The sequence below is a fragment of the Pseudomonas sp. QS1027 genome (genome assembly GCF_002814235.1).
Classification (GTDB): Bacteria; Pseudomonadota; Gammaproteobacteria; order Pseudomonadales; family Pseudomonadaceae; genus Aquipseudomonas.
The window spans coordinates 349121-374810 of record NZ_PHSU01000003.1 but is presented as its reverse complement, the minus strand read 5'-3'; the positions used below and the strand labels follow the sequence as shown (position 1 = coordinate 374810).

Here is a 25690-nt window from a genome sequence, read left to right as displayed (position 1 = left end):
CGGGAAGGCAGAGAAAAGAACCTAAGATCCAAGGCGATCAGCTTCTTGAAGTCTCAGAGTCCTCAAGGGGCTGTGCCAGGTAGCTTCTATAATGCGAATACGGCCTGGCCATTGAGCCATCAAGGTTCTCGTAGGTTATGCCTTCCTTGTCGAGACCATCCAACCCCTTGATTTCACCAATAATCGCCGGCCAATCTTCACGCCGGGCTACCTCTACAACATGAGGCTGCAAATAGGTATCAAGGTGCCGTTCGTTAGGCTCACGAATCTCAGCGCTAAGCACCCGGAGATAGTCATCTTTGGTGGTTTGAGACCAGTCGATGGCAAATCCAGCTCTAAAGCAAAGCTCCATATAAACCAGCAGGATGGTTCGACCATTGCCGTCTAAAAAGGGGTGCGCGAATGCCAGCAGACCCATTACCTCCCCAGGCCGCTCCTTGAAGCGTGAATGTTTAGCGGCTTGCCTGATTGCGAGCTCGGTAGCCCGCCTCACTTCATCGGGATATGCAAACTCAGTAGAGTCAGCATCGTTCCTATCCCCCTTGGTTACTCGCAGGGTTGGCGCGACCTCATTTCGATCTTTACCCGCCCACGGGTAGAAGCTTGAGAAGAGAATTTCATGGACGCGGAGCACTGCGTCGTAATCAACGTCCTCCAGGCCAGTGAGGAAAGAAAGGGCATCTTCGACGTTCGATTCGAAGGCTGCGTGCTCTACCCTTTTCACGAGATAAGGGTCTTTAAGCTGATATTCGTTTCGTAGGTAGCCCGCGGTTTCGAAATCGCCGAAGGGGTCGAAGCTCACGCCCGAAGCTTCTTCTTTGCAGTTGTTTTGGGAGCGCTTTTCTCTTGAAGGTAGCGCACCTGCAATGCGAGGATTTCGGAAGTACTCATTACACCCTTGCGCTTCAGGTTGACCAGAAGCTGCTCGATGCTATCCAAGACCACGGTATCGCCAGACAGACGCGTGATGGTGGAGGCCATCCAGCTGATACCGTCGCGCTTGGCGGTAACCTTGTGTGCTCTGGCCAGTTTACGAACTTCACTTGCGGCACTGGTGGTGGCTGGTTTGGTCATGAAAAAGCCCTCCTGCTCGGTACAATATCATTGTACTGGAATATAGGATTTTTGTATTTCCAGGTCTATGACCAGTGGTGAGGTTTTCCAGGGATTATCTCCGCTTCCTTAGTTCGGCCTGAGCCTCTACCAGCAGCCGAGCGGCAACGACCTGCGGGCCGGGATGTTGCCGGCGCTATTGGGCGCCAGCCATATTCCCGAACCGCAAGAGCACGCGCTCTAGGCCTTGAGCGGCCGCGCGCCCAGGCGGCTGATCCACACCGCCGCCAGGATCACCAGGCCACCGAAGAACAACCGCCCCAGCGGCTCGTGCTGATTCCAGATCAACAGGTTGATCAGCAAGCCCACCGGCACATGCAGGTTGTTCATCACTGCCAGCGTGGCGCCATTGACCAGGCACGCGCCCTTGTTCCACCAGTACATCCCCAGCGCCGTGCTCACCAGCCCGAGGAACACCAGCACGCCCCATTGCAACGGGGCCACGGACAGGTAGCTGGCCTTGCCGAGCAACAGGAACGCCGGCAGCGCCACCGCCAACGCGCCCAGGTAGAAATAGCCGAAACGCCGATAATGCGGCTGGTCGCTGGGGTGTCGCGCCACCAGGTGCTTGTAGAGCACCTGCCCGGCGGCATAGGTGAAGTTGGCCAGTTGCAGCAGCAAAAAGCCCATGAAGAAATCCGGATTGACCCGGTCGTAGCGGATCACCGCCGCACCGGCCACCGCCACCAGTGCCGCAAGCAGGGCCCAGGGGTTGAAGCGCCGGTTCAGGGCATCTTCGATCAGGGTCACGTGCAACGGCGTGAGGATGGTGAACAGCAACACCTCCGGCACCGTCAGCACCCGGAAGCTCAGGTACAGGCAGACATAGGTGACACCGAACTGCAGGGCACCGATCAGCAGCATGCCGCGCATGAACGCCGGCTCCACCTGGCGCCAGCGGGTCAAGGGAATGAACACCAGCCCGGCCAGCAGCACCCGCACCAGCACGGCGAAGTAACTGTCGACATGGCCAGCCAGGTATTCACCGATCAGGCTGAAGGAAAACGCCTGGATCAGCGTGACGAAAAGTAGATAACCCATGAATGCCTCGCAAATAATGGCCGCGACCTTAACGACTTTCTGCCGCACAAGGAATCCAGGGCGAAAAAAAACCCGATCGGCTGGGCGGCCGGATCGGGTTGCATGCACTCAGGGAGCAACCAGTGCAAAGGGAGGTTCGATGCGCGAACGCCTTGAAGGGAACTCGCTAGGGGCACTAAAACAATCGGCGATTAGCTGAACATTAAGTCCTCAAGCGACCTGGGCAATCCGCGCCTTGGCCTGGTTCAGGCCTTTTTCCTGGAAGTCGCCGCCCATATTCAGGCCTTCGGCGTGAATGAAGGTGACGTCATGGATACCGATAAACGCCAGCACCTGACGCAGGTAGGGTTCCTGGTGATCGTTGGTGCCACCGGCATACAACCCGCCGCGCGCGGTCAGGACATAGGCTCGCTTGCCGACCAGCAAACCCTGCGGGCCGGTGTCGGTGTACTTGAAGGTCAGCCCGGCCCGCAGCACATGGTCAAGCCAGGCCTTGAGGGTGCTCGGGATCGCGAAGTTGTACATCGGCGCCGCCAGCACCAGCACGTCCGCCGCCAGCAGTTCGTCGGTCAGATGGTTGGAGCGCTCCAGCGCCGCCTTCTCGATGGCCGTGCGCTGCTCGACGGGTTTCATCCAGCCGCCCAGCAGGTGGCTGTCCAGATGCGGTACCGGATCGGTCGCCAGATCACGGACAGTGATCGGGTCGGCCGGGTGAGCGGCTTGCCATTGACCGATGAATTGCTGGGTCAACTGGCGGGAAACCGAGTCTTGCTGGCGGGCGCTGCTTTCGATGATCAGTACGCGGGACATGGGAGGTAGGCTCCATCGCTAAGGGCTGTAAGTCGATGGAGTGGAGATTAAACAGCGTTCAGCCGATAAAAAAGCCGAAAAAATGACTACAACCTATCTATAAATTTGTTGATAGGCGGAGCATGCTTGGCAGAATGCTCCTCGGGGATCATTTCGCTACGCAGGTCAGTCCCAGGTTCAGCCGGATAATGCTGCGGGTGAATTTGGCGCTGGCATTCTTGCTCTTCCCGGCCGGCAGATCGAGCTTGCGGGTCCGTGGGGCCTCGGGCCCGTTACGGAACACCACCGTGCACAGCGCGTCGGTTTTCCCGTAGTTGTTCACCTGGATGGAACCGATATCCGTATCGGTATCGAAGGTCGTGTAGTCGATGCTCAGGCCGTTGAGTTGTTTTTCGACTTCGATGGGATAAGCCCATGCCGTCAAGGGCAGCATGGCCAGCAACACACAACAGATTTTTCTCATTCGGCAGTCTCCAAGAAGGACCGCCAGCTTAGGACAAGAGGAACCCAACTTGAAAGCGCCCCGAGTGACCCTTGATCAATGGCGAACGCTGCAGGCCGTGGTCGATCACGGTGGCTTCGCCCAGGCCGCCGAAGCCCTGCATCGTTCGCAGTCATCCGTCAGCTATACCGTGGCCCGCATGCAGGATCAGCTCGGGGTGCCGCTGTTGCGCATCGACGGACGCAAAGCCGTGCTCACCGAAGCCGGCGGCGTGCTGCTGCGGCGCTCCCGGCAACTGGTGAAACAGGCCAGCCAGCTGGAAGACCTGGCCCACCATATGGAACAGGGCTGGGAAGCCGAAGTGCGCCTGGTGGTGGACGCCGCCTATCCCAATGCCCGCCTGGTCCGGGCGCTGACCGCGTTCATGCCGCAGAGCCGCGGCTGCCGCGTGCGCCTGCGTGAGGAAGTGCTGTCGGGAGTGGAGGAAGTCCTGCTCGAAGGCGTCGCCGACCTGGCCATCAGCGGCTTCAATATCCCCGGCTATCTGGGCACCGAGATGAGCGCGGTGGAATTCGTCGCCGTCGCCCACCCGGAACACGCCCTGCACCGTTTGCAACGCACGCTGACCTTCCAGGACCTGGAAAGCCAGCTGCAGGTGGTGATCCGTGACTCCGGCCGCCAGCAACCACGGGATGTCGGCTGGCTCGGTGCCGAGCAACGCTGGACCGTCGGCAGCCTGGCCACGGCCGCCACTTTTATCGGCAACGGCCTGGGCTTTGCCTGGCTGCCGCGGCACATGATCGAACGGGAAATCCGGGAAGGTCTGCTCAAGGTGCTACCGTTGGACCAGGGTGGCAGCCGCCACCCGACGTTCTATCTGTACTCGAACAAGGACAAACCCCTGGGGCCGGCCACGCAGATTCTTATCGAACTGCTGCGCACCTTCGACACCGCGCCGCTGGACGCCCCCTTCGCCGCTCCCCAGCAAGCCTGACAGGATGTTGACCCATGGCCTATTTCGAACACGAAGGTTGTACGCTGCATTATGAGGAGTACGGCCACGGCACGCCGGTGCTGCTGATCCACGGCCTGGGTTCCAGCACCCTCGACTGGGAAATGCAGATACCGGCATTGTCAGCGCAGCACCGGGTCATCATCATGGACATGCGCGGCCACGGCCGCTCCGACAAGCCCCGCCAGCGCTACAGCATCGCCGGCTTCAGCTCCGATATCCTGGCCCTGATCGAGCACCTGAACCTGGGCCGCCCGCACCTGGTGGGCATCTCCATGGGGGGCATGATCGGCTTCCAACTGGCGGTGGACCAGCCGCACGCGCTCAGGAGCCTGTGCGTGGTCAACAGCATGCCCGAGGTCAAGGTGCGCAAACCCAGCGACTATCTGCAATGGGCTTCGCGCTGGATCCTCGGCCGGGTGGTGGGCCTGAGGCGCATCGGCAAGATCCTCGGCAAGGTACTGTTTCCCAAGCCCGAGCAGGCGCCATTGCGGCACAAGATGGCCGAGCGCTGGGCAAAAAACGACAAACGTGCTTATCTCGCCAGCTTCGACGCCATCGTCGGCTGGGGTGTCCAGGAACAACTTTCCCGGATTGCCTGTCCAACCCTGATCGTCAGCGCCGACCACGACTACACACCGGTCGCGCTGAAGGAAAGCTATGTCAAACTGATCGCCGATGCACGCCTGGTAGTGATCGCCGATTCGCGTCACGGCACGCCGCTGGATCAACCCCAGGTCTTCAACCAAACCCTGCTTGAGTTTCTAACCGCAGTCGAAACCACCACCCAGGATCACTGAACCATGCTGAAAAAAATCGCCCTGTTCACCGGCTCCGTACTCTTTGCCGCCAACCTGATGGCCGCCACCGATACCGCCAAGGCGCCCCATGTAGAACTGGTGACCACCAACGGCACCATTGAAATCGAGCTGGACCCGGTGCATGCGCCGATCAGCACCAAGAACTTCCTCGCCTACGTGGACAGTGGTTTCTATAACAACACCATCTTCCACCGGGTGATTCCGGGCTTCATGGTACAGGGCGGCGGTTTCACCGCGCAGATGGCGCAGAAGCCGACCCAGGCGCCGATCAAGAACGAAGCCAGCAACGGCCTGCACAACGTGCGTGGCAGCTTGTCGATGGCGCGGACCTCGGATCCGAACTCGGCCACCAGCCAATTCTTCATCAACGTGAAGGACAATGACTTCCTCGACCCGGGCCGCGATGCCGGTTATGCGGTCTTCGCCAAGGTGGTCAAGGGCATGGAAGTGGTCGATATCATCGTCAACTCGCCGACCACCACCAAGCAAGGCATGTCGGACGTACCGTCGGACCCGGTGTATATCAAGTCGGCCAAACGGATCGACTAATGGCAGGCGCAAGCTTCAGGCCGGATGCCCGTGGCTTGCGCCGCTTCATCTTCAAGGAGAGCCCGCCTGACGGGCGTCAGAACCCATGCTCTATCGTCGTTTTGAACAACTGATCGATATTTTCCGCGACGCCCCCACTGCCGCTCCGCCGAACACCGTCCTGCCCTTCTACCTGTATTACCTGCGCCAGGTCTGGCCAAGCTTCGTCGCGCTGTTGATCGTCGGCTTGTTCGCCGCGCTGATCGAAGTGGCGCTGTTCAGCTACCTGAGCCGGATCATCGACCTGGCCCAGGGCACCCCCAATACCGAATTCTTCCAGGTCCATGGCAGCGAGTTGCTGTGGATGGCCGTCGTCGCCCTGATCCTGCGTCCGATTTTCTTCGGCCTGCACGACCTGCTGGTGCACCAGACCATCAGCCCGGGCATGACCAGCATGATTCGCTGGCAAAACCACAGCTATGTGCTCAGGCAGAGCCTCAACTTCTTCCAGAACGACTTCGCCGGACGTATTGCCCAGCGCATCATGCAGACCGGCAACTCGCTGCGTGACTCCGCCGTCCAGGCCGTCGACGCCATCTGGCATGTGCTGATCTATGTCATCAGTTCCCTGGTGCTGTTCGTCGAGGCGGACTGGCGCCTGATGATCCCGCTGCTGATCTGGATCGCCTGCTACATCGGCGCGCTGTACTACTTCGTGCCGCGGGTGAAGGCGCGCTCGGTGATCTCCTCCGAAGCCCGTTCCAAACTCATGGGCCGGATCGTCGACGGCTACACCAACATCACCACCCTGAAGCTGTTTGCCCACACCCGTTTCGAGCAGCAATACGCCCGTGAAGCGCTGGTGGAGCAGACCGAAAAAACCCAACTGGCGGCCCGCGTGGTGACCAGCATGGACGTCGTCATCACCAGCCTCAATGGCCTGCTGATCGTCACCACCACCGGCCTGGCGCTGTGGCTGTGGACCCAGTCGCTGATCTCGGTTGGCGCCATTGCCCTGGCCACCGGCCTGGTGATCCGCATCGTCAACATGTCCGGCTGGATCATGTGGGTGGTCAACGGCATTTTCGAAAATATCGGCATGGTCCAGGACGGCCTGCAGACCATCGCCCAACCGGTCAGCGTCACCGACCGCGAGCAGGCCCCGCGCCTGCGGGTCACCCAGGGCGAAGTGCGCTTCGAGCATGTGGACTTCCACTACGGCAAGCGCAGCGGCGTGATCAGCGACCTCAACCTGACGATTCGTCCCGGGGAGAAAATCGGCCTGATCGGTCCGTCCGGTGCCGGCAAGTCGACCCTGGTCAACCTGCTGCTGCGGCTCTATGACCTGCAAGGCGGGCGGATCCTGGTGGATGGCCAGGACATTGCCGAAGTTGCCCAGGAAAGCCTGCGCGAGCGCATAGGCATGATTACCCAGGACACCTCGCTGCTGCACCGCTCGATTCGCGACAACCTGCTCTACGGCAAACCCGATGCCAGCGACGCCGAACTCTGGGAAGCGGCGCGCAAGGCCCGGGCCGATGAGTTCATCCCACTCCTGTCGGATGCCGAGGGTCGCACCGGTTTCGACGCCCATGTCGGCGAGCGCGGCGTGAAACTCTCCGGTGGCCAGCGCCAGCGCGTCGCCATTGCCCGGGTCCTGCTCAAGGACGCGCCGATCCTGATCATGGACGAAGCGACCTCGGCCCTCGATTCGGAAGTGGAAGCGGCGATCCAGGAAAGCCTGGAGACCCTGATGGAAGGCAAGACCGTGATTGCCATTGCCCACCGCCTGTCGACCATTGCCCGCATGGACCGCCTGGTGGTCCTGGAAAATGGCCGGATCGCCGAAACCGGCAGCCATGCCGAACTGCTGGCCCATGGCGGCTTGTATGCCCGCTTGTGGCAACACCAGACCGGCGGGTTCGTCGGCATCGATTGAACGCCACCACCGCCCCCGCAAGGGGGCGGTTGCCCCATCAGGCCTGCCGGTAAGGCAACGCCGCCCTCGCCTCTTCGGCATAGGCCAGAATGCCCACCCGCTCCTGCGCGAGGAAATCCTTCACCGCCGTGCGCAACCCCGGATGACGCAGGTAGTGCCAGGAGTGGGTGATCACCGGTTCAAAGCCGCGAATCAATTTGTGCTCGCCCTGGGCACCGGCATCGAAACGTTGCAGCCCCTGGTCGATGGCGTAGTCCATGCCCTGGTAGAAACAGGTTTCGAAATGCAGCCGGTCGAACTCCGCCAGGCAGCCCCAGTAACGACCATAGAAACTGTCGCCGCCGATCAGGCTGAAAGCCATGGCCACGGGCCGCCCACCCTGCTTGGCCAGGACCACGCGGATCGACTCGGGCATGCGCTCGGCCAGCAGGCTGAAGAACTCACGGGTCAGGTAGGGCGCCTGGCGTCGCACCGCATAGGTATTGGCATAACAGGCGTAGACAAAATCCCACTGGGCCTCGCTCAACTCCCGACCTTCCAGCCATTGGAAATCGAAGCCCTGCCCAGCGACCTGCTCGCGTTCCTTGCGCATCTGCTTGCGCTTGCGCGAACTCAGGGTATCGAGGAAGTCCTGGAAATCCCGGTAGCCGCGGTTCTGCCAATGAAACTGGCAACCGTAACGCAGCAACCAGTCGGGTTGTTCACCCAGGGCGGCATCGGCCAGGGTATCGGTGAAGTTGATATGGGCACTGGAAAGCTCTTCGATCTCCAGATAACCCGGCAACGCGGCCAACAGTTCAAAACCGTCCTCGGCCTTGGCCGCCAGCAGCCGTGCGCCGCCCACCGGACTGAACGGCACGGCGGTCAACAGCTTGGGGTAGTAGGCGATGCCGGCGCGCTCGCAGGCCTCGGCCCAGCCGTGGTCAAACACATATTCGCCATAGGAATGCCATTTGCGATAACTCGGCAAGGCCGCCACTAGCCGACCGTCCTCCATATGCAGCAGATGCTCCGGCTGCCAGCCCGAGTGCGGACCGAGACTGCCGCTGTCTTCCAGGGCACTCAGGAACCCGTGGCTGAGGAATGGCTGACCGTCGGGCACCAGCGCATCCCATTGCTCGGCAGCGACCTCAGAGAGGCTTTGCAGACGTTGTAACGGCATCGATATCCCCAGGCAGGTGCAACACGCAGGGCGAGTATCGCCCATGTATGGCAGGAAGGGCGACAGGTAGAACGGAAAACCGATAGCGGTCTGAACGCCCGCCGGGAAGGGAATCTTAAAAACTATTTCATTGGACTTGAAAGTCGCCTGGGAACACCATTCCAGAAGGTTACAGAACAGCGGCCGGGCTGTTCGACCGAGAGCTTCGAGAACATGTATTGCGGGAGGACGGAAGCACTGGGCGTGTCCGAAACCCAGACAAAAAAACGCCCCGCGCAACCTTGGGTCGAGCGGGGCGCCAAAAGAGCGGAGCTTACAGCAGTGGAATCGAGTAGCTGACGATCACACGGTTTTCGTCCTGGTCGCCACTGGCGGCAACGAGGGTACTGGTACGCCACATGGCGTTTTTCAAAGCGAAGCCGAGGTTCTTGAGAGGACCTTCAGGAATCACGTAGGACAAGCTGATATCGCGTTCCCACTCGCTCTGGCTGCCAGCGGTGTTCTGGATGTTGTCGCCGTGCAGGTAGATGATGCCGGCTGTCAGGCCAGGTACGCCGACCTTGGCGAAGTCGTAGGCGTAGCGAGCTTGCCAGGTCTTCTCGCCAGCACGGGCGAACTTCTGGATCTGCATGTCGGTGATGGTGCTGTTCGACGAGCCATCACCCTGGTTCAACCATGGGAAGTCGCTGTCGCCTTTGCTGTACTGATAACCAGCGCCGAAGGTGTGACCGGCAACCGAGTACAGGGCCAGGTAGCTGTAAAGGTCGTTGTCGACCTTGCCCTTGGTGACGCCACCGCCGTAGTAACCCGAGGTGAAGTAGTTTTTGTCGCTGCCGTTGGCGCCGTTGTCGCGGCTATTGTAGTAGCGCAGGTCGCTTTTCAGCACGCCTGGACCAATTGCCCAGTTGTGCACCAGACCGAGGAAGTTCTGCGAGTAGAAGTCCTTCAGCTCACCGAAGTAGTACGAAGCGACCAGATCCTTGGTGATCTTGTAGTCGGCACCGGCGTACTGGAACTTGTTGCTGAACCGGCCCGCAGTACCCTGGGAGTAGTTCGAGCTGGCGTTTGCGCCATTGATCGACAGATCTTCGTCGTTGCTCGAGTTACGGCCCTTGGCTTTCTCAACCTGACCGAGGGTCAGGGTCAGGTCCTTGATCTCGTTCGAAGTGATCTGGCCACCGGTGAAGGTTTGTGGCAGCAGACGACCGTCGTTGTACTTGATCACCGGGTTGTTCGGCAGCAGGGTACCGATCTTCAGTTCGGTCTGCGAAACGCGGACTTTACCGGTCAGGCCCAGGCTACCGAAATCATTGACTGCCTTGGCATTGTTGCCGTTAGTGGCTTCGGTCGGGAACACAGTGCCGCCAGCAGAGGTTTTGCTCGCGCCGTTGGTACCACCGCCGGTGTCCAGACGGATAGCTTCCAGGGCCATGACATCCAGGCCGAAACCTACAGTACCTTGGGTGTAACCGGAGTTGAAACGCAGATCGAAGCCTTGGCCCCATTCCGAGTTCAGGTTCTGAGCGGGTTTGCCACTACGGTTATCGGTGTTGATGTAGAAGTTACGCAGACCCAGGGTCGACGTAGCGCCATCGATAAAACCTTTCGCATCAGCTTGCCCATCGGCATACGCCTGCTGGGACAAAACCCCTACGGCCACTGCCAGGGCCAAGGTGCACTTGTTCATTGTTTCGCTCCTCTGGATTCAAACTTTTTCGGGTCTATTTGTGGCGTCCGTTGCCATCACGCGGGTGCGCAGCCATTGCCGGGGCCTGACCTGCTTTGTTGGGAGGGAATCTTGGCGTGGGGTTATTTCAGAGCGGTTTCTGGTAGATGAAGGTTTTGTGACGACGGAACTTTTTCCAACAAACACGAATCATCGCAAAGCCCCGGTCTACGGGGCTTTGGCGGAAAAATAGTGGCTTTTTGGAACTATGGCTTTCCGCTATTCTGGTGCTGAGCGGCCAACTGGGCGGACAAGGCTTCGAGATTTTCGACCGGCGGTTCGGGCATTTGCTTCAGGGTGGCCTGCATCAAGCGCATCTGGCGGATGAAACGTCGGCAGTTGGGGCAGAACATCAAGTGATGGCGCACCATCAGGCGCTCCCGAAAGCTCAACTGGCCATCGAGATAGTCGCTGGAACGTGCCACTTGTTCCTTGCAGGTCAGCATTCGCCGGTCTCCTCAAAATGCTCCACGGTCGCGAAAACTTTCAAGCGTGCCCTGTGCAGCAGCACCCTGACATTGGAGAGCGAGATCCCCAGAAGATTACAGATATCCTCCAGTTCCAGCCCCTGGCGTTCGCGCAACAACAAGACACTGCTCTGCAACTCGGACAAGCTCAACAGCGTGTGTTCCAGGCACTGGCGCAGTTCATCTTCGCTGAGCAGGGCCTCGGGAGTGTCTTCATGCCAGGCATGGGGAGCCAGTGCCCAGTGGCCGTCAGCGGCAAAGCGTTCGTCGCCGATGGTGCCGTGGGGCGACGGCAGGTCATCCAGCAGCACTTCGCGGCGGTTCTGCTTGTAGCGATTCTTCGCCGCATTGGCGGTGATGGTCAACAACCAGGTCTTGAGACTGGAACGTCCCTGGAAGCCCGCCAGGTTGCGCACCACTGCCAGCCAGGCATCCTGGACCGCTTCATCGGCCTGGCGACTGCCAACAATGGCATAGGCCACCGCGCGCATCGCGCTCTGGTAGGTGCTGACCAACTCCTTGTAGGCCTTTTGCTCGCCTGCCAACAAGCGTTCAAGCAGTTGACTATCGTCCGTCGCCGCCATTCACAACCTCGTGTTCAGATTTCCAGGGCATCATAGAGCATCAGTTTTTGCCACTGCTCCATCCCCATGTTCGACACAAGAATAGTGATCGCTCCCTGAAACGCATCGGAACAAGGAAGCTCTCCTACCCGCCTGGCGCGCACACGATGCCAGACGGGAAGACGCCGATCAACGTTTACGCAGGATCACGCTACCGATCGAATAACCGGCACCGAACGAGCTGAGCACGGCCAGCGAGCCCGCCGCCAGGTCGTCCTGGTTCTTGTGGAACGAAATCACCGAACCCGCCGAGCTGGTGTTGGCGTAGGTGTCGAGAATCACTGGCGCTTCTTCTTCCGTGGCCTCGCGGCCCAGCAGCTTCTTGACGATCAGATGGTTCATGCTGAGGTTGGCCTGGTGCAGCCAGAAACGCTTCACATCGCCGATGTTCAGCTGGTTTTCCTGCAGGTGCGCAGCGATGAGCTCCGCCACCATCGGGCAGACGTCACGGAACACCTTGCGGCCTTCCTGGACAAACAGCTTGTCCGGGGCGCCGATGCCCTCTTCCGCCGCGCGATTGAGGAAACCGAAGTTGTTGCGGATGTTGTTGGAGAACTTGGTCAGCAACTTGGTGCCGACAATCTCGAACTGATAAGGCGAAGTTGCCAGGTCAGCCCGCTCCACCACTACCGCCGTCGCCGCATCACCGAAAATGAAGTGGCTGTCACGGTCGCGGAAGTTCAGGTGGCCGGTGCAGATTTCCGGGTTGACCATCAGGATCGCCCGGGCCTGGCCCAGTTGAATGCTGTTGCTGGCGGTCTGGATGCCGAAGGTCGCCGAGGAACAGGCGACGTTCATGTCGAAGCCGAAGCCCTGGATACCGAGGGCTTCCTGGACCTCGATGGCCACTGCCGGGTAGGCCCGTTGCAGGTTCGAGCAGGCGACGATGACGCCGTCGATGTCCGCCGCGGTCTTGCCCGCGCGTTGCAGGGCCTGTTCGGCGGCACCGATGGCCATCTGGCAGAGGATCGACCACTCGTCGTTGGAGCGCTCGGGCAGACGCGGGCGCATGCGCTGGGGATCGAGAATGCCGTCCTTGTCCATGACAAAACGGCTCTTGATACCGGACGCCTTCTCGATGAATGCTGCACTCGACTCGGTCAGTGCCTGAACTTCACCGCGCTCGATGGCGGCGGCGTTTTCGAGGTTGAACTGCTGCACATAGCTGTTGAAAGACTGCACCAGCTCCTCGTTGGAAATGCTGTTGGCCGGGGTGTACAGGCCGGTGCCGCTGATGACGACGTTATGCACGCTCGTTCCTCTATTCTGTTCAGGCAGAAGGCATTGGCACATTCGTACCAATACGTAAAAGGGCCAATCCCGTCAAAACGGCAAAGGGCCTGGAGTCGTTTTCTTCCGTCCCGGTCGGGCAGGCAGCGCTCAAACCATGGAATCGGCATTTATAGCCGCCAAGTGTGCCATAAACATTGGGATTTGGCCCTAGGGCCGAGATCAATGGAACACACCGGACCCTTTGGGAGCCCGGCCGCAAAACCGCGCATCAGGCTTCCACCTGGCTCCATTGCTTGCTCAGGCGCTTGTCCGAGATCGGTGCCTTGGTTCCCAACTGCTGGGCAAACAGCGACACCCGATACTCTTCCAGCCACCAGCGATACAGCTCCAGTTGCGGATCGCGCTTGCCTTCCTGGGCATGCTTGGCCGCACGGGCCTGGTACTGGGCCCAAAGCCCCGACAATTCGGTGCTCCAGACCCGGTCCTTCTGCACCTGGGACGGCAGTTTTTCCAGGCGCAGCTCAATGGCCTTGAGGTAACGCGGCAACTCCTTGAGCCAGACACCCGGCGTCTGCCGGACGAAGCCGGGATAAACCAGCTGGCTCAGTTGCTGCTTGATGTCATTGAGTGCCACCGCCTGGGCCAGGTCGATCTTGCCCTTGAAGCGTTTTTGCAGACCGTGCCAGAGCTTGAGGGTCTCCAACGTCAGGCGCGCCAGGCGTTCGGCATGCTCGGTCCAGGCGCCGCGCTTGCGTTCGGCCAGGGACGCCAGCCCGACGCCATCGCGCGGCAGGCTGTCCTCGCCTTCCAGTACACAGCTGTCGAGGCTCGCCAGCAGGATATCTTCGACCAGCGCCTCGACCCGACCCAGTTCGCGATAAAGCAAACCCAGCTCGGTCAGGCCCGGCAACTTGCCCCGGAGGAACTTCGCCGGCTCGGCCAACTGCTGCAGCAGCAGGCGCTGCAAGGCCCGGCGATGCTGGAACTCGGCTTCGGCCGGGGTCGAGAAACGCCCTTCCTTGACCGTACCGCCCTCCTCCACCAGCGCCGGGTAGACCGTCATCGACAGGCCGGCGATCTTCTGCTGGGTGCTCTGGGCCACCGCGGCGAATTCCTTGGCCTGTACCGGCTGCTGGCTTTTCGCGGTCTGCGGCACGGCCAGGGCTGCCTGGCTGGCTTCGGCAAAGCGTGCGGTCAGCTCGGCCAGGTCACGACCTTCGCCGAGGAACTTACCCTGGGCGTCGACGATTTCCAGGTTCATCCGCAGATGGCTTTCCACCTGCTGCGCCGCTTCGGCCCAGGCTTCATCGCTGACCCGCGCGCCGGTCATGCGCAGCAGCTCGCGACCCAGGGCCTGGGGCAAGGAGCCCTCGGCAAACTCGATCCGTTGCAGCGCCGCCTTGACGAAATCCGGCACCGGCACGAAGTTCTTGCGCAAGGCCTTGGGCAGGTTGCGCACCAGGGCAATGCACTTGGCCTCGATCACCCCCGGCACCAACCACTCCAGGCGCTCGCCGGGCAAGGCCGGCAGCAGCGGCGCCGGCACCCGCAGGGTCACGCCGTCACGCGGATGGTTGGGCTCGAAGTGATAACTCAAGGCCAGGGCCAGGTCGCCCAGGTGCAGGGTATCCGGATAGTGCGCCGCGGTAACTTCACTGGCTTCACGGGCGAGGACATCCTCTTCGCGCATGATCAACAGTTGCGGGTCTTTCTGGCTGGTGACCCGGTACCAGCTGTCGAAGGTCGCGGTCTGGTGAATCTCCGCCGGCAGCCGCGCGTCGTAGAAGGCGAACAGGGTTTCTTCGTCGGCCAGGATATCGCGACGGCGGGCCTTGGCCTCCAGCTCATCGAGTTGTTCGAGCAATTGCTGGTTGGCGCTCAGGCACTTGGCTTTCGATTGAATCTCGCCACGCACCAACCCTTCGCGGATAAACAGCTCGCGGGAGGCGACCGGCTCGATGGGGCCGAAGTGCACCGGGCGACGGCCGACCACGATCAGGCCGAACAGGGTGATCTGCTCGAAGGCCACGACCTGACCGCGCTTCTTCTCCCAATGGGGCTCGAAGTGGTTCTTCTTGATCAGGTGACCGGCCAGGGGTTCGATCCAGTCCGGCTCGATCTTGGCGACCATCCGTGCATAGAGCTTGGTGGTTTCCACCAGCTCGGCGGCCATCAGCCATTGCGGACGCTTGCGCCCCAGGCCCGAGGACGGGTGAATCCAGAAGCGCCGCTGGCGGGCGCCCAGGTAGTCGCCATCTTCGGTCTTCTGGCCGATCTGGCTGAGCAGCCCGGACAACACCGCCTTGTGCAGCTTGGGATAGTCGGCCGGTTCCTTGTTGACGCTCAACTGCAGGTCACGGCAGATCAGGCCCAGTTGCCGGTGGGAATCACGCCACTCGCGCATCCGCAGGTAATTGAGGAAATTCTTCCTGCACCAGTTGCGCAACGCACTCGCGCCCAGGGCCAGGCGCTGTTCCTCGAAACCACGCCAGACATTGATCAGGCCGGCGAAGTCCGAATCCACATCCTTCCACTGCGCGTGGGCCTGGTCGGCGGCCTGCTGGCGTTCCGGCGGACGCTCGCGCGGGTCCTGCACCGACATGGCGCTGGCGACGATCAACACTTCCTGCAGACTGCCAAGGGTGGCCGCCTCCAGCAACATGCGGCCCATGCGCGGGTCCACCGGCAGACGCGCCAGCTGGCGGCCCAACGGGGTCAACTGGTTCTCGCGGTTGACCGCCGACAGCTCCTGCAGCAGGTTGAAACCGTCGCTGATGGCCTTGCCATCCGGCGGTTCGATAAACGGAAACGCCGTGATCTCGCCGAGCCGCAGGTGCAGCATCTGCAGGATCACCGCTGCGAGGTTGGTGCGCAGGATCTCCGGATCGGTAAATTCCGGACGGCCGTTGAAGTCGTCCTCGCTGTACAGGCGGATGCAGATACCCGGCTCGACCCGGCCGCAACGGCCCTTGCGCTGGTTGGCGCTGGCCTGGGACACCGCTTCGATCGGCAGGCGCTGGACCTTGGCGCGGTAGCTGTAGCGACTGATCCGCGCCGTACCGCTGTCGATCACATAACGGATCCCCGGCACGGTCAGCGAAGTTTCCGCGACGTTGGTCGCCAGCACGACCCTACGCCCTGGATGGGACTGGAAAATCCGCTGCTGTTCGGCCGGCGACAGCCGTGCATATAAAGGAAGGATCTCGGTGTGCTTGAGCTGGGCCTTGCGCAGCATGTCCGCGGCGTCGCGAATCTCCCGCTCGCCGGGCAGGAACACCAGCACGTCGCCCGGGCTCTTGCGCTCGCTGCGCTCGAAGGCGGCGATCTCGTCGAGGGTGGCGATAATCGCCTGGTCGACGCTCAGGTCTTCCTCGACGCTGTTGCCCTCTTCATCCTGTTGCGAGGTCAGCGGGCGATACCAGGTGTCCACCGGGAAAGTCCGTCCGGACACTTCGACAATCGGTGCATCGTTGAAGTGCTTGGAAAAGCGCTCCAGGTCGATGGTCGCCGAGGTGATGATGACCTTCAGGTCCGGACGCCGGGGCAGCAGGGTTTTCAGATAACCCAGGAGGAAATCGATGTTCAGGCTGCGCTCGTGGGCCTCGTCGACGATGATCGTGTCGTAGCGTTCCAGATAGCGGTCGTTCTGGGTTTCCGCCAGGAGGATACCGTCGGTCATCAGCTTGACCAGGGTATTGGCTTCGCTCTGGTCCTCGAAACGCACCTGATACCCGACCAGCCCGCCCAACGGCGTGGCCAACTCGTCGGCGACCCGGCTCGCGACACTGCGCGCGGCGATCCGGCGCGGCTGGGTGTGGCCGATCAGGCCATGCTGGCCACGGCCGATTTCCAGGCAGATCTTCGGCAACTGGGTGGTTTTACCCGAGCCGGTTTCGCCGGCGATGATCAGCACCTGGTGCTTGAGCAACGCCGCCTTGATCTCGTCGCGCTTGGCGGCGATGGGCAGGCTGTCGTCATAACGAATCAGCGGCACGCTCCTGGCCCGGGCCGTGACCTGGGCACAGGATGCCTGCATCCGCTCGACCCACTGGGCCAACTTGCTTTCGTCGGGCTTTTTGCGCAACTCGAGCAACTGCCGCCGCAACCGGTGGCGGTCGGCAATCATGGCCTGGTCGAGGTTTTTCAGCAGTTGGTCGATAGCGGGCGATTCGTCAGTCATCAGGTACGCAAAGGTCGTCTATTTTAGGCAGGCGCGGATTGTCGCAGATTTGCAATGAAAAATGATGCCAACTGCGTTGCCGAAGCGCCTAGACGGGTTATTCGTTGTTCCAGTCCTTGCGGCGATAGGGAAACACGTCGATCACCTTGCCGGCCCGAATCGCCTCTTGCAGGCCTTTCCAGTAGTCGGCGTTGTACAGCTCGCCATGCAACTGGTCGAACAGTCGGCGCTGCGCCATGTCGGCGAACAGGAAGGGCGGGAACTCCTCGGGGAACACGTCCAGCGGCCCGATGGAATACCAGGGCTCCGAGGCCATTTCGTCCTCGGGCGTGCGCGGCGCGGGAATGTGCCGGAAATTGGCCTCGGTGAGGAAGCAGATTTCGTCGTAGTCGTAGAACACCACGCGACCATGGCGGGTGACGCCGAAGTTCTTCAGCAGCATGTCGCCAGGAAAGATATTCGCCGCGGCCAGTTGCTTGATCGCCAGGCCATAGTCCTCCAGCGCCTCGCGAACCTGGGCATCATTGGCATTTTCCAGGTACAGGTTCAGCGGGGTCATGCGCCGCTCGGTCCAGCAGTGACGGATCAGCACCGTGTCGCCCTCGACCTGCACCGTGGACGCCGCCACCTCCAGCAACTCCTCCAGGCAGGCCGGTTCGAACTTGCTCAAGGGAAAGCGGAAATCGGCGAATTCCTGGGTATCGGCCATGCGCCCGACCCGATCGACACTTTTCACCAGGCGGTACTTCTCGATCACCGTGGCGCGGTCGACGTTCTTCGACGGCGAAAAACGGTCCTTGATGATCTTGAACACCGTGTTGAAGCCCGGCAGGGTAAACACGCTCATGACCATGCCGCGCACCCCCGGGGCCATGATGAAACGGTCGTCGGTATTGGCCAGGTGATTGATCAGCGCCCGGTAGAACTCGGACTTGCCGTGCTTGTAGAAACCGATGGAGGTGTACAGCTCGGCGATATGCTTGCCCGGCAGAATGCGCTTGAGAAAGCCGACGAACTCCGCCGGCACCGGCACATCCACCATGAAATAGGAGCGGGTGAAGGAAAAGATGATCGACACCTCGGCTTCGTCGGTGATCAGCGCATCGATCTGGATGCCATGCCCCTCACGGTGCAGCAGCGGAATCACCAGCGGCCACTGCTCATCATGGGTGTAGATCCGCCCCACCAGGTAGGCACCCTTGTTGCGATAGAGCACCGAGGAGAACAGCTCGACGCTCAACTGCGGGTCCTTGCACACCCAGTCCGGCAGGTTTTCCCGCAAACGGGCTTCCAGACGCCGCAGGTCTCCCGGTAAATCGGCGTAGTCTTCGCTGAAGCTGTAGTCGGCGAAAATCTGTTCGAGCATGCCGGACAATTCGCCCTGGGGCCGATAGGTCCGGGTCTGCGCCGCCCGCGCCCGACGCAGCGAAGGCCGGGTGGTGTGGATAAACATGCAACCGTCGCTGATCAGGTCGTGGCTGAACAGGCCGCAAAAGGTCGAGTTGTACCAGGTCTCCGCCAGCTCATCGTCGAAACGCAGGTCGATCAGGCTGATATAGGCGCTTTTCACCAGGGGCCAGAGCGTGACATCGAGCAAGGTACTTTCATCGAAGCCGGCGCGCAGCCGGGCGTTGACCTCGCCGACCTTCTCTTCGTACAGATTGATCCGTGCCGCCGAAGCCACCTGCGCTTCCTGCCAGTGGGCGCCTTCGAAACGGCCGCGGGCACCATCGGTGATCTGGCGAAAGTGCTCGCGATAATCGTCGAAGCCATCGAGGATCATGCGGGCGATATCAGCGGCCGGCCATGGCTGCGGCATAGTGGAACCCCTGCGCTATTTTCGAAATTGTTCTGTTCGCGACTCGCTTGAGCTTAGAGGCCAACCCTCGGGCAACGCAACCATTGCCTTGCCAGTTACATGCGGTGACACTTGCTCGCCCTACCCTGCCAAGGAAGCAACCGTGAGACCCGTCGATATTCTGCGCATGTTCATGCTGGCCGCCGTCTGGGGCGCCAGTTTCCTGTTCATGCGAATCATTGCTCCAGTGCTCGGAGCCTTTCCCACCGCCTTTTTCCGTGTTTCGATTGCCGCGGTGGGTTTGCTGGTGATCCTCACGCTGATGCGCGTCAACTGGGACTTCAAAGGCAAGTTCAAGGTCTGCCTGATGCTCGGCGTGATCAACTCCGGGTTGCCGGCGACGCTGTATTCAGTGGCGGCGCAGGTGCTGCCGGCCGGCTATTCGTCGATCTTCAACGCCACCACCCCGCTGATGGGCGTGCTGATTGGCGGCTTGTTCTTCCACGAGAAACTGAGCCTGAACAAACTGCTCGGGATCTTCCTCGGGCTGTTCGGGGTGGCAGTGCTGACCCGCGCGGGCCCGGTGACCTTTAACCTCGACTTGCTGATGGGGGCTGCGGCGTGCCTGCTGGCGACCACCAGCTACGGCTTTGCCGGTTTCCTCACCCGTCGCTGGCTCGACCATCAAGGCGGCCTCGATCCACGGCTTTCGGCCATGGGCAGCATGTTCGGCGCGACCCTGGTGATCCTGCCGTTCTTCGGTTACAGCGCTATCACCCATCCACCGGCCAGCTGGGGCGGGATGAGTGTCTGGCTGTCGCTGCTGGGGTTGGGCCTCGTATGCACGGCGTTCGCCTACATCATGTATTTCAAGCTGATCAGCGATATCGGTCCGGTCAAGTCGATGACCGTGACCTTCATGATTCCGGCGTTCGGGGTGTTGTGGGGGGCGTTGTTTCTCGACGAACCGCTGTCGATGGCCCATGTGTATGGCGGGGTGTTGATTGCGCTGGCCCTTTGGCTGGTGTTGAAGCCAGGGACGGTGTTGAAGGCGGTCAGTGTGGCTGACCGATAGCACGGTGGTGTGCCGGATGACGCCATCGCCAGCAAGCCGGCTCCTACAGTTTTGTATCGTGCCCAGACTCAAATCCTGTAGGAGCCGGCTTGCTGGCGATAGCGGTACCCAATACACCACCGCTACCGCAGCAAACCGCAATCTACCTGCCGTCAGGCACTCTTGCGAAACACAAACACCAACCCGACGATAATCAGCGCCATACCGAGCATGCTCAGCGCCGCCAAGCGATTACCGAAGATCAGGTAATCCATGACCGCCGTCACCGCTGGCACCAGGTAGAACAGGCTGGTGACATTGACCAGGTTCCCCCGGGCAATCAGTCGATACAGCAACAAGGTCGCCAGCACCGAGACCACCAGCCCCATCCACAGCACCGGCACGATAAAGCCGCTGCCGGTTTCAAAGTGGAACGGCTGGAACGGCACGAAAACCCCGCACAACAGCAAACCTGCCAGATACTGCACTGGCAGCGTGCCCAAAGGGTTATCAGTGATGCGCTTCTGCATGATCGAGCCCAAGGTCATGCTCGCCAGGGCCAGCAAACCGAACAGCATCCCCGCCAGGGACATCCCGGCCAGACCGATACCCTGGTAAACCACCAGGATCAGCCCCGCCAACCCTAGCCCCAGGCCGAACATCCGGCTCCAGGAACGCTGGCGCTCCATCAGCACCGCCGTAAGGATCGGCTGCACCCCCATGATCGTCGCCATGACACCGGGCGTGACCTTCAGGTCCAGGGCCAGCAGATAGAAAATCTGATAGGCCCCCAGCAACACCAGCCCGGTCGCCGCCGCATAAAGCAGTGGTTTGCCCCTCCGCGGCAGCTTGAACTTGAGCAACGGCACCAACACCACCAGCCCCAGCAGGGCGATGGAAAAACGGATCAACAGAAAAGCGAACGGCGAGGCATGGGCCAGCCCCCATTTGGAGAAGATCGCCCCGCTACTCCAGAGCAGGACAAACAGACTCGTCGAGGCCGCCGCGGTTGCGGATTGTTTTGAAAAAGCCAACATGGATACCACCCGTGATTCAGGCAAAAGCCGATTCAGCGCAAGGCTGAACATTCAGTAGTTTTTTTCAGGCGGGCACAGGGGAACAGCAAACGCTGCTGATCAGCCCGAAACGCCGACACCCGGCGGTGATACGACTGCGTACACCGGCGTGCTACTGACAGGTGGGGGGTAATGACTGATCTGCGCAGGCTGTTGGTTCCCGCACGGCACGACCACAGCGTTGACCGCTGAATCGACTACCGCATTGAGAAAGGAAACCGGCATGGGCTGATCTTTTGCTGAGGGAGGTGAATCGGTTGAAACACCGAGCGCCGACTATAACCAGCGCCCGGCCGCCATTGCAACAGGTTAGCCGAACAACCAATAACCGAGGGCGGCGAAGACCACCACCGCCAGCACCGGACGCATGATCCGATAGGCCTTGGGATTGGCGCGCTTGAAGCGTTTGACCACGCCACTGATGCGGTCGCTGAAGCGCTTGCTCCAGGCATAGGCCTGGTTGATCCCGCCGACCCGCTCGTCATCGAGGTTCTGCGGCGCGGTAGCACGGCCGAGGAAAGCGCTGACCCGGCGGTTGATCGCGGTCATGAAGCGGCTGCTCAGCGGACGCTCGATATCGCAGAACAGAATAACCCGGGTCTGCTCGGTTTCATTCTTGACCCAGTGAACGTAGGTCTCGTCGAACATCACGTCTTCACCGTCGCGCCAGGCATAGACCTGGCCGTCGACGAAAATCCGGCAATCGTCGGAGTTCGGCGTGGACAACCCCAGGTGATAACGCAGGGAACCGGCAAACGGGTCACGGTGCGGGTTGAGGTGACTGCCACCGGGCAACAGGGCGAACATCGCGCCCTTGACGTTGGGGATCGAGTTCACCAGCGCCACGGTTTTCGGGCAGAGCAGCTCGGCCGATGGCAGGGCCTTGTCGTACCACTTGAGATAGAAACGCTTCCAGCCCTTCTTGAAGAACGAGCCGAAACCGGCGTCGTTGTTCTTCTCGGCGGCGCGGATATAGCCCTCATCGAACAGATGCATGGCCTCTTCGCGGATCACTTCCCAATTGTCCTTGAGCACATCCAGCTCGGGAAACTTGCTGCGGTCCAGGTAAGGCTTGGACGGTACGCTGGAAAACAGGTACATCAAGGCATTGTACGGCGCGAACGCGGCGGAATGGTTGACGAACTGGCGCAATAGGGGCAAACGCGCCTTGCCGCGCAGATGCACGTAAAGCGTACTGCCCAGGAACAGCAGCAGGATTGCGGCCTTGGCGGCAAAGGAAAAGGTCATTCAACACTCCTCGAAAATGGGCAACGCGCAGGCGGTCTGTATCGCTCGACCCACCTCACGTGGCAGCCGGCCATGATAAACATTACCGGCACCGGGAAAAACCCATGACGTCACAGATTCAACGTTGCCGATCCGGCAACAAAGCACCTGTTTAACAAGAAACCGCTGAACGGTAGCTGACCCAAGTCAGCGGATCCTGCCCTTCCAGCCTGCCGCGCCGCTACCCGGCTTACTGCTGAATCTCCTGCTCACTGAACAGATCGCTGAACAGCATGCTCGACAGGTAACGTTCACCGGAGTCCGGCAACACCACCACAATGGTCTTGCCCTGCATTTCCGGCGTCTGCGCCAGCCGTACGGCAACCGCCATGGCCGCGCCGCAGGAGATCCCGCAGAGAATCCCCTCTTCCTGCATCAGCCGCAGGGCCATGGCCTTGGATTCCTCATCGGTCACCAGTTCCACCCGGTCGACCATCGCCAGATCGAGGTTTTTCGGCACGAAACCGGCGCCGATGCCCTGGATCTTGTGCGGGCTGGGCTTGACCTCGGCCCCGGCCAGGGTCTGGCTGATCACCGGCGAACTGGCCGGTTCCACCGCCACCGAGAGGATCGGCTTGTGCTTGGTCAGCTTGATATAACGCGAAACCCCGGTAATGGTCCCGCCGGTGCCGACGCCAGCCACCAGCACATCCACCGCACCGTCGGTATCGTTCCAGATTTCCGGACCGGTGGTCTTTTCATGAATGGCCGGGTTGGCCGGGTTGTCGAACTGCGCCGGCATGAAGTACTGGGCCGGGTCGCCGGCAACAATTTCCGTCGCCTTTTCGATGGCGCCTTTCATGCCCTTGGCCGGCTCGGTCAACACCAGCTCGGCGCCCAGCGCCTTGAGCACCTTGCGCCGTTCCAGGCTCATGGAGGACGGCATGGTCAGCAGCAGTTTGTAGCCCCGGGCGGCGGCGACGAAGGCCAGGCCGATACCGGTGTTGCCGGACGTCGGTTCGACAATGGTCATGCCCGGCTTGAGTTTGCCGCTGCTTTCGGCGTCCCAGATCATATTCGCGCCGATCCGGCATTTCACCGAATACCCGGGGTTACGCCCTTCGATCTTGGCCAGGATGGTGACACCGCGCGGGGCAATGCGGTTGATCTGAACCAGAGGCGTATTACCGATGGAATGGGCGTTGTCGGCGAAAATGCGGCTCATGACGGGGTCCTTTGGGCAACGATGAGTTGGCTTTCAAGGGTATGCCCCGGGCTGGCGGGCGTCCAGTCATAGCGAACGTATGGCGCTGCCGGGGGTCCATCGCCTATATAGACAGCCGTCGGGGCACACCCATGAAACGTCGTTACAGCTGGCCATTGTGGGGACTGGCAACTTTCGCGCTGCTGCTGGTGGTGCTGAATCTGGCCCTGCCCTCCCTGGTGCGTCACTATTTGAATGAAAAACTCGCCGATATGGGCGATTACCGCGGCCAGGTGCAGGATGTGGATTTGGCCCTGTGGCGCGGCGCCTACCGGATCAACGGACTGGAGATCGTCAAGGTCACCGGCAAGGTGCCCGTGCCGTTCGTCAAGGCCCCGCTGATCGACTTGTCGGTGAGCTGGAAATCCCTGTGGGACAACCACGCGGTGGTGGCGCAGGTGCTGTTCGTCAAACCGGAGCTGAACTTCGTCGACGGCGGCGTCAACAACAAGCAGGCGTCCCAGACCGGTCAGGGCACCGACTGGCGGGCCCAGCTGGGCAAGCTGCTGCCCATCACCCTCAATGAGGTGCGGATCGACGACGGGCGCATCACCTTCCGCAACTTCAATTCAAAACCGGTGGTCAACCTGCAGGCGACCCGGGTCAATGCCAGCTTCTACAACCTGACCAATGTCGTCGACCTCAAGGATCACCGCGACGCCCGCTTCGAAGGCCATGCGTTGTTGCTCGGACAAGCCCCGCTGGAAGCCAACGCCACCTTCGATCCGCTGAACAACTTCGAAGATTTCGAATTCCGCCTGCGGGCCACCGGCATTGAACTGCGGCGTGTCAACGACTTCGCCTCGGCCTACGGCAAATTCGATTTCAACGCCGGCACCGGCGATCTGGTGATCGAGGCCCAGGCCCATAAAGGCCAGCTCACCGGCTATATCAAGCCGTTGCTGCGCAATGTCGAGGTCTTCAACTGGCAACAGGACGTCGAGAACCCGGACAAGAGCATCCTGCGTTCGGTGTGGGAGGCCATCGTCGGTGGCGGCGAAACCCTGTTGAAGAATCAGAACAAAAACCAGTTCGCCACCCGCGTGGAACTCAGTGGCAGCGTTCACCAGCAGGATATCAGCGCGTTCCAGGCCTTTTTACAGATCTTGCACAACGGATTCATCCAGGCCTTCAATGCACGTTATGAACAACCGCAGCCGACGACCGGCCAGAAGCCCTGACCGGGTCAAGATCTGACGCCCCATTCAGAGACTGAATAAGCCGTCTGCGTTCACACTCGACCGGGCGCCGCGTTATAGTCAGGGATGATTTTTTTCCGCCCGCCCCCGAACCGGCCGGCGTTATCGTCCGAGGAATTGCAGATGAAGTTCGAAGGCACCCAGGCCTACGTTGCCACCGATGACCTGAAGCTGGCCGTGAATGCCGCCATCACCCTGGAGCGTCCGTTGCTGGTCAAGGGCGAACCCGGCACCGGCAAGACCATGTTGGCCGAACAGTTGGCCGAATCCTTTGGCGCCAAGCTGATCACCTGGCACATCAAGTCCACCACCAAGGCGCACCAGGGTCTCTACGAGTACGACGCGGTCAGCCGCCTGCGCGACTCGCAACTGGGCAACGAAAAGGTCCACGACGTTCGCAACTACCTGAAAAAGGGCAAGCTGTGGGAAGCCTTCGAATCCGAAGAGCGGGTGATCCTGCTGATCGACGAAATCGACAAGGCCGACATCGAGTTCCCCAACGACCTGCTGCAAGAACTCGACAAGATGGAGTTCTACGTCTACGAGATCGATGAAACCATCAAGGCGAAGAAACGCCCGATCATCATCATTACCTCCAACAACGAGAAAGAGCTGCCGGACGCCTTCCTGCGTCGCTGCTTCTTCCACTACATCGCCTTCCCGGACCGCGTCACCCTGCAGAAGATCGTCGACGTGCATTACCCGAACATCAAGAAGGACCTGGTCAGCGAAGCCCTCGACGTGTTCTTCGACGTGCGCAAGGTCCCGGGCCTGAAGAAAAAGCCTTCGACCTCGGAACTGGTGGACTGGCTGAAACTGCTGATGGCCGACAATATCGGCGAAGCGGTGCTGCGCGAGCGTGATCCGACCAAGGCCATTCCGCCTTTGGCCGGCGCCCTGGTGAAGAACGAACAGGACGTGCAACTGCTTGAACGCCTGGCCTTCATGAGCCGTCGCGGCAGCCGCTGAGTTCGC

Annotated in this window: 22 protein-coding genes; 7 read left to right on the top strand and 15 right to left on the bottom strand. The window is 60.9% G+C overall.

Annotated features, from left to right (window positions below):
- Positions 1 to 37: 37 nt before the first annotated feature.
- The 5 genes from CWE01_RS02410 to CWE01_RS02390 all read right to left on the bottom strand — a co-directional run bounded on the left by CWE01_RS02410 (position 38) and on the right by CWE01_RS02390 (position 3427).
- Positions 38 to 802 (bottom strand): Fic family protein, encoded by a 765-nt coding sequence (locus tag CWE01_RS02410; protein WP_100938919.1) that lies wholly within the window; start codon positions 800 to 802, stop codon positions 38 to 40.
- The gene (locus CWE01_RS02405) at positions 799 to 1074 is read right to left on the bottom strand and encodes a hypothetical protein (protein ID WP_100938918.1); all 276 of its coding nucleotides are present in this window, start codon (positions 1072 to 1074) and stop codon (positions 799 to 801) included. The genes CWE01_RS02410 and CWE01_RS02405 overlap by 4 nt, the downstream gene beginning before the upstream one ends.
- 219 nt (positions 1075 to 1293) lie before the next feature.
- Positions 1294 to 2154, bottom strand: a complete 861-nt coding sequence (locus CWE01_RS02400; protein ID WP_100939209.1) for a carboxylate/amino acid/amine transporter — start codon at positions 2152 to 2154, stop codon at positions 1294 to 1296.
- A gap of 210 nt (positions 2155 to 2364) precedes the next feature.
- Positions 2365 to 2964 carry an FMN-dependent NADH-azoreductase gene (locus tag CWE01_RS02395; RefSeq protein WP_100938917.1) on the bottom strand — a complete coding sequence of 200 codons (600 nt, stop codon included), beginning with the start codon at positions 2962 to 2964 and terminating at the stop codon, positions 2365 to 2367.
- 148 nt (positions 2965 to 3112) lie between these two features.
- The gene (locus CWE01_RS02390) at positions 3113 to 3427 is read right to left on the bottom strand and encodes a 3-phosphoglycerate kinase (protein WP_100938916.1); all 315 of its coding nucleotides are present in this window, start codon (positions 3425 to 3427) and stop codon (positions 3113 to 3115) included.
- Between the two features lie 49 nt (positions 3428 to 3476).
- Between CWE01_RS02390 and CWE01_RS02385 the strand changes: the two genes are divergently transcribed.
- From CWE01_RS02385 to CWE01_RS02370, 4 genes are all read left to right on the top strand, one after another.
- Positions 3477 to 4400, top strand: coding sequence for a LysR family transcriptional regulator (locus CWE01_RS02385; RefSeq protein WP_100938915.1), 924 nt, complete (start codon positions 3477 to 3479; stop codon positions 4398 to 4400).
- Positions 4401 to 4414: 14 nt separating this feature from the next.
- The gene (locus tag CWE01_RS02380; RefSeq protein WP_100938914.1) at positions 4415 to 5218 is read left to right on the top strand and encodes an alpha/beta fold hydrolase; all 804 of its coding nucleotides are present in this window, start codon (positions 4415 to 4417) and stop codon (positions 5216 to 5218) included.
- Between the two features lie 3 nt (positions 5219 to 5221).
- The gene (locus CWE01_RS02375) at positions 5222 to 5788 is read left to right on the top strand and encodes a peptidylprolyl isomerase (RefSeq protein ID WP_100938913.1); all 567 of its coding nucleotides are present in this window, start codon (positions 5222 to 5224) and stop codon (positions 5786 to 5788) included.
- 85 nt (positions 5789 to 5873) lie between these two features.
- Positions 5874 to 7706 carry an ABC transporter ATP-binding protein gene (locus CWE01_RS02370; protein ID WP_100938912.1) on the top strand — a complete coding sequence of 611 codons (1833 nt, stop codon included), beginning with the start codon at positions 5874 to 5876 and terminating at the stop codon, positions 7704 to 7706.
- Positions 7707 to 7743: 37 nt separating this feature from the next.
- Here CWE01_RS02370 and CWE01_RS02365 read toward each other — a convergent pair whose 3' ends face one another.
- The 7 genes from CWE01_RS02365 to aceK form a co-directional block, all read right to left on the bottom strand.
- Complete coding sequence (locus tag CWE01_RS02365) at positions 7744 to 8868, bottom strand: GNAT family N-acetyltransferase (RefSeq protein ID WP_100938911.1); 1125 nt, start codon at positions 8866 to 8868, stop codon at positions 7744 to 7746.
- A gap of 313 nt (positions 8869 to 9181) precedes the next feature.
- The gene (locus tag CWE01_RS02360; protein ID WP_100938910.1) at positions 9182 to 10555 is read right to left on the bottom strand and encodes an OprD family porin; all 1374 of its coding nucleotides are present in this window, start codon (positions 10553 to 10555) and stop codon (positions 9182 to 9184) included.
- A 245-nt stretch (positions 10556 to 10800) separates the two neighbouring features.
- The gene (locus CWE01_RS02355; RefSeq protein WP_100938909.1) at positions 10801 to 11040 is read right to left on the bottom strand and encodes an anti-sigma factor; all 240 of its coding nucleotides are present in this window, start codon (positions 11038 to 11040) and stop codon (positions 10801 to 10803) included.
- Positions 11034 to 11645 (bottom strand): RNA polymerase sigma factor, encoded by a 612-nt coding sequence (locus tag CWE01_RS02350; protein ID WP_100938908.1) that lies wholly within the window; start codon positions 11643 to 11645, stop codon positions 11034 to 11036. The genes CWE01_RS02355 and CWE01_RS02350 overlap by 7 nt, the downstream gene beginning before the upstream one ends.
- 168 nt (positions 11646 to 11813) lie before the next feature.
- Positions 11814 to 12935, bottom strand: a complete 1122-nt coding sequence (locus CWE01_RS02345) for a beta-ketoacyl-ACP synthase III (RefSeq protein WP_100938907.1) — start codon at positions 12933 to 12935, stop codon at positions 11814 to 11816.
- Between the two features lie 250 nt (positions 12936 to 13185).
- Entirely contained in the window at positions 13186 to 17097 is a 3912-nt protein-coding gene (gene hrpA / locus CWE01_RS02340) for an ATP-dependent RNA helicase HrpA (protein ID WP_100938906.1), read from the bottom strand.
- A gap of 97 nt (positions 17098 to 17194) precedes the next feature.
- On the bottom strand, positions 17195 to 18916 hold the full coding sequence (gene aceK / locus CWE01_RS02335) for a bifunctional isocitrate dehydrogenase kinase/phosphatase (RefSeq protein WP_100938905.1): 1722 nt from the start codon (positions 18914 to 18916) through the stop codon (positions 17195 to 17197).
- 142 nt (positions 18917 to 19058) lie between these two features.
- Between aceK and CWE01_RS02330 the strand changes: the two genes are divergently transcribed.
- Positions 19059 to 19970, top strand: coding sequence for a DMT family transporter (locus tag CWE01_RS02330; RefSeq protein ID WP_100938904.1), 912 nt, complete (start codon positions 19059 to 19061; stop codon positions 19968 to 19970).
- A 152-nt stretch (positions 19971 to 20122) separates the two neighbouring features.
- Here the strand turns inward: CWE01_RS02330 and CWE01_RS02325 are convergent, their stop codons facing one another.
- The 3 genes from CWE01_RS02325 to cysK form a co-directional block, all read right to left on the bottom strand.
- On the bottom strand, positions 20123 to 20986 hold the full coding sequence (locus CWE01_RS02325) for a DMT family transporter (protein WP_100939208.1): 864 nt from the start codon (positions 20984 to 20986) through the stop codon (positions 20123 to 20125).
- Between the two features lie 348 nt (positions 20987 to 21334).
- Positions 21335 to 22273: an aspartyl/asparaginyl beta-hydroxylase domain-containing protein gene (locus CWE01_RS02320; RefSeq protein ID WP_100938903.1), complete on the bottom strand. Its 939-nt coding sequence runs from the start codon at positions 22271 to 22273 to the stop codon at positions 21335 to 21337.
- 229 nt (positions 22274 to 22502) lie between these two features.
- Positions 22503 to 23477, bottom strand: coding sequence for a cysteine synthase A (cysK, locus tag CWE01_RS02315; RefSeq protein ID WP_100938902.1), 975 nt, complete (start codon positions 23475 to 23477; stop codon positions 22503 to 22505).
- Positions 23478 to 23608: 131 nt separating this feature from the next.
- Between cysK and CWE01_RS02310 the strand changes: the two genes are divergently transcribed.
- Together CWE01_RS02310 and CWE01_RS02305 are read left to right on the top strand one after the other, a co-directional pair.
- Positions 23609 to 24697 carry a DUF748 domain-containing protein gene (locus tag CWE01_RS02310; protein WP_100938901.1) on the top strand — a complete coding sequence of 363 codons (1089 nt, stop codon included), beginning with the start codon at positions 23609 to 23611 and terminating at the stop codon, positions 24695 to 24697.
- Positions 24698 to 24838: 141 nt separating this feature from the next.
- Positions 24839 to 25684: a MoxR family ATPase gene (locus CWE01_RS02305; RefSeq protein ID WP_100938900.1), complete on the top strand. Its 846-nt coding sequence runs from the start codon at positions 24839 to 24841 to the stop codon at positions 25682 to 25684.
- Positions 25685 to 25690 lie beyond the last annotated feature (6 nt).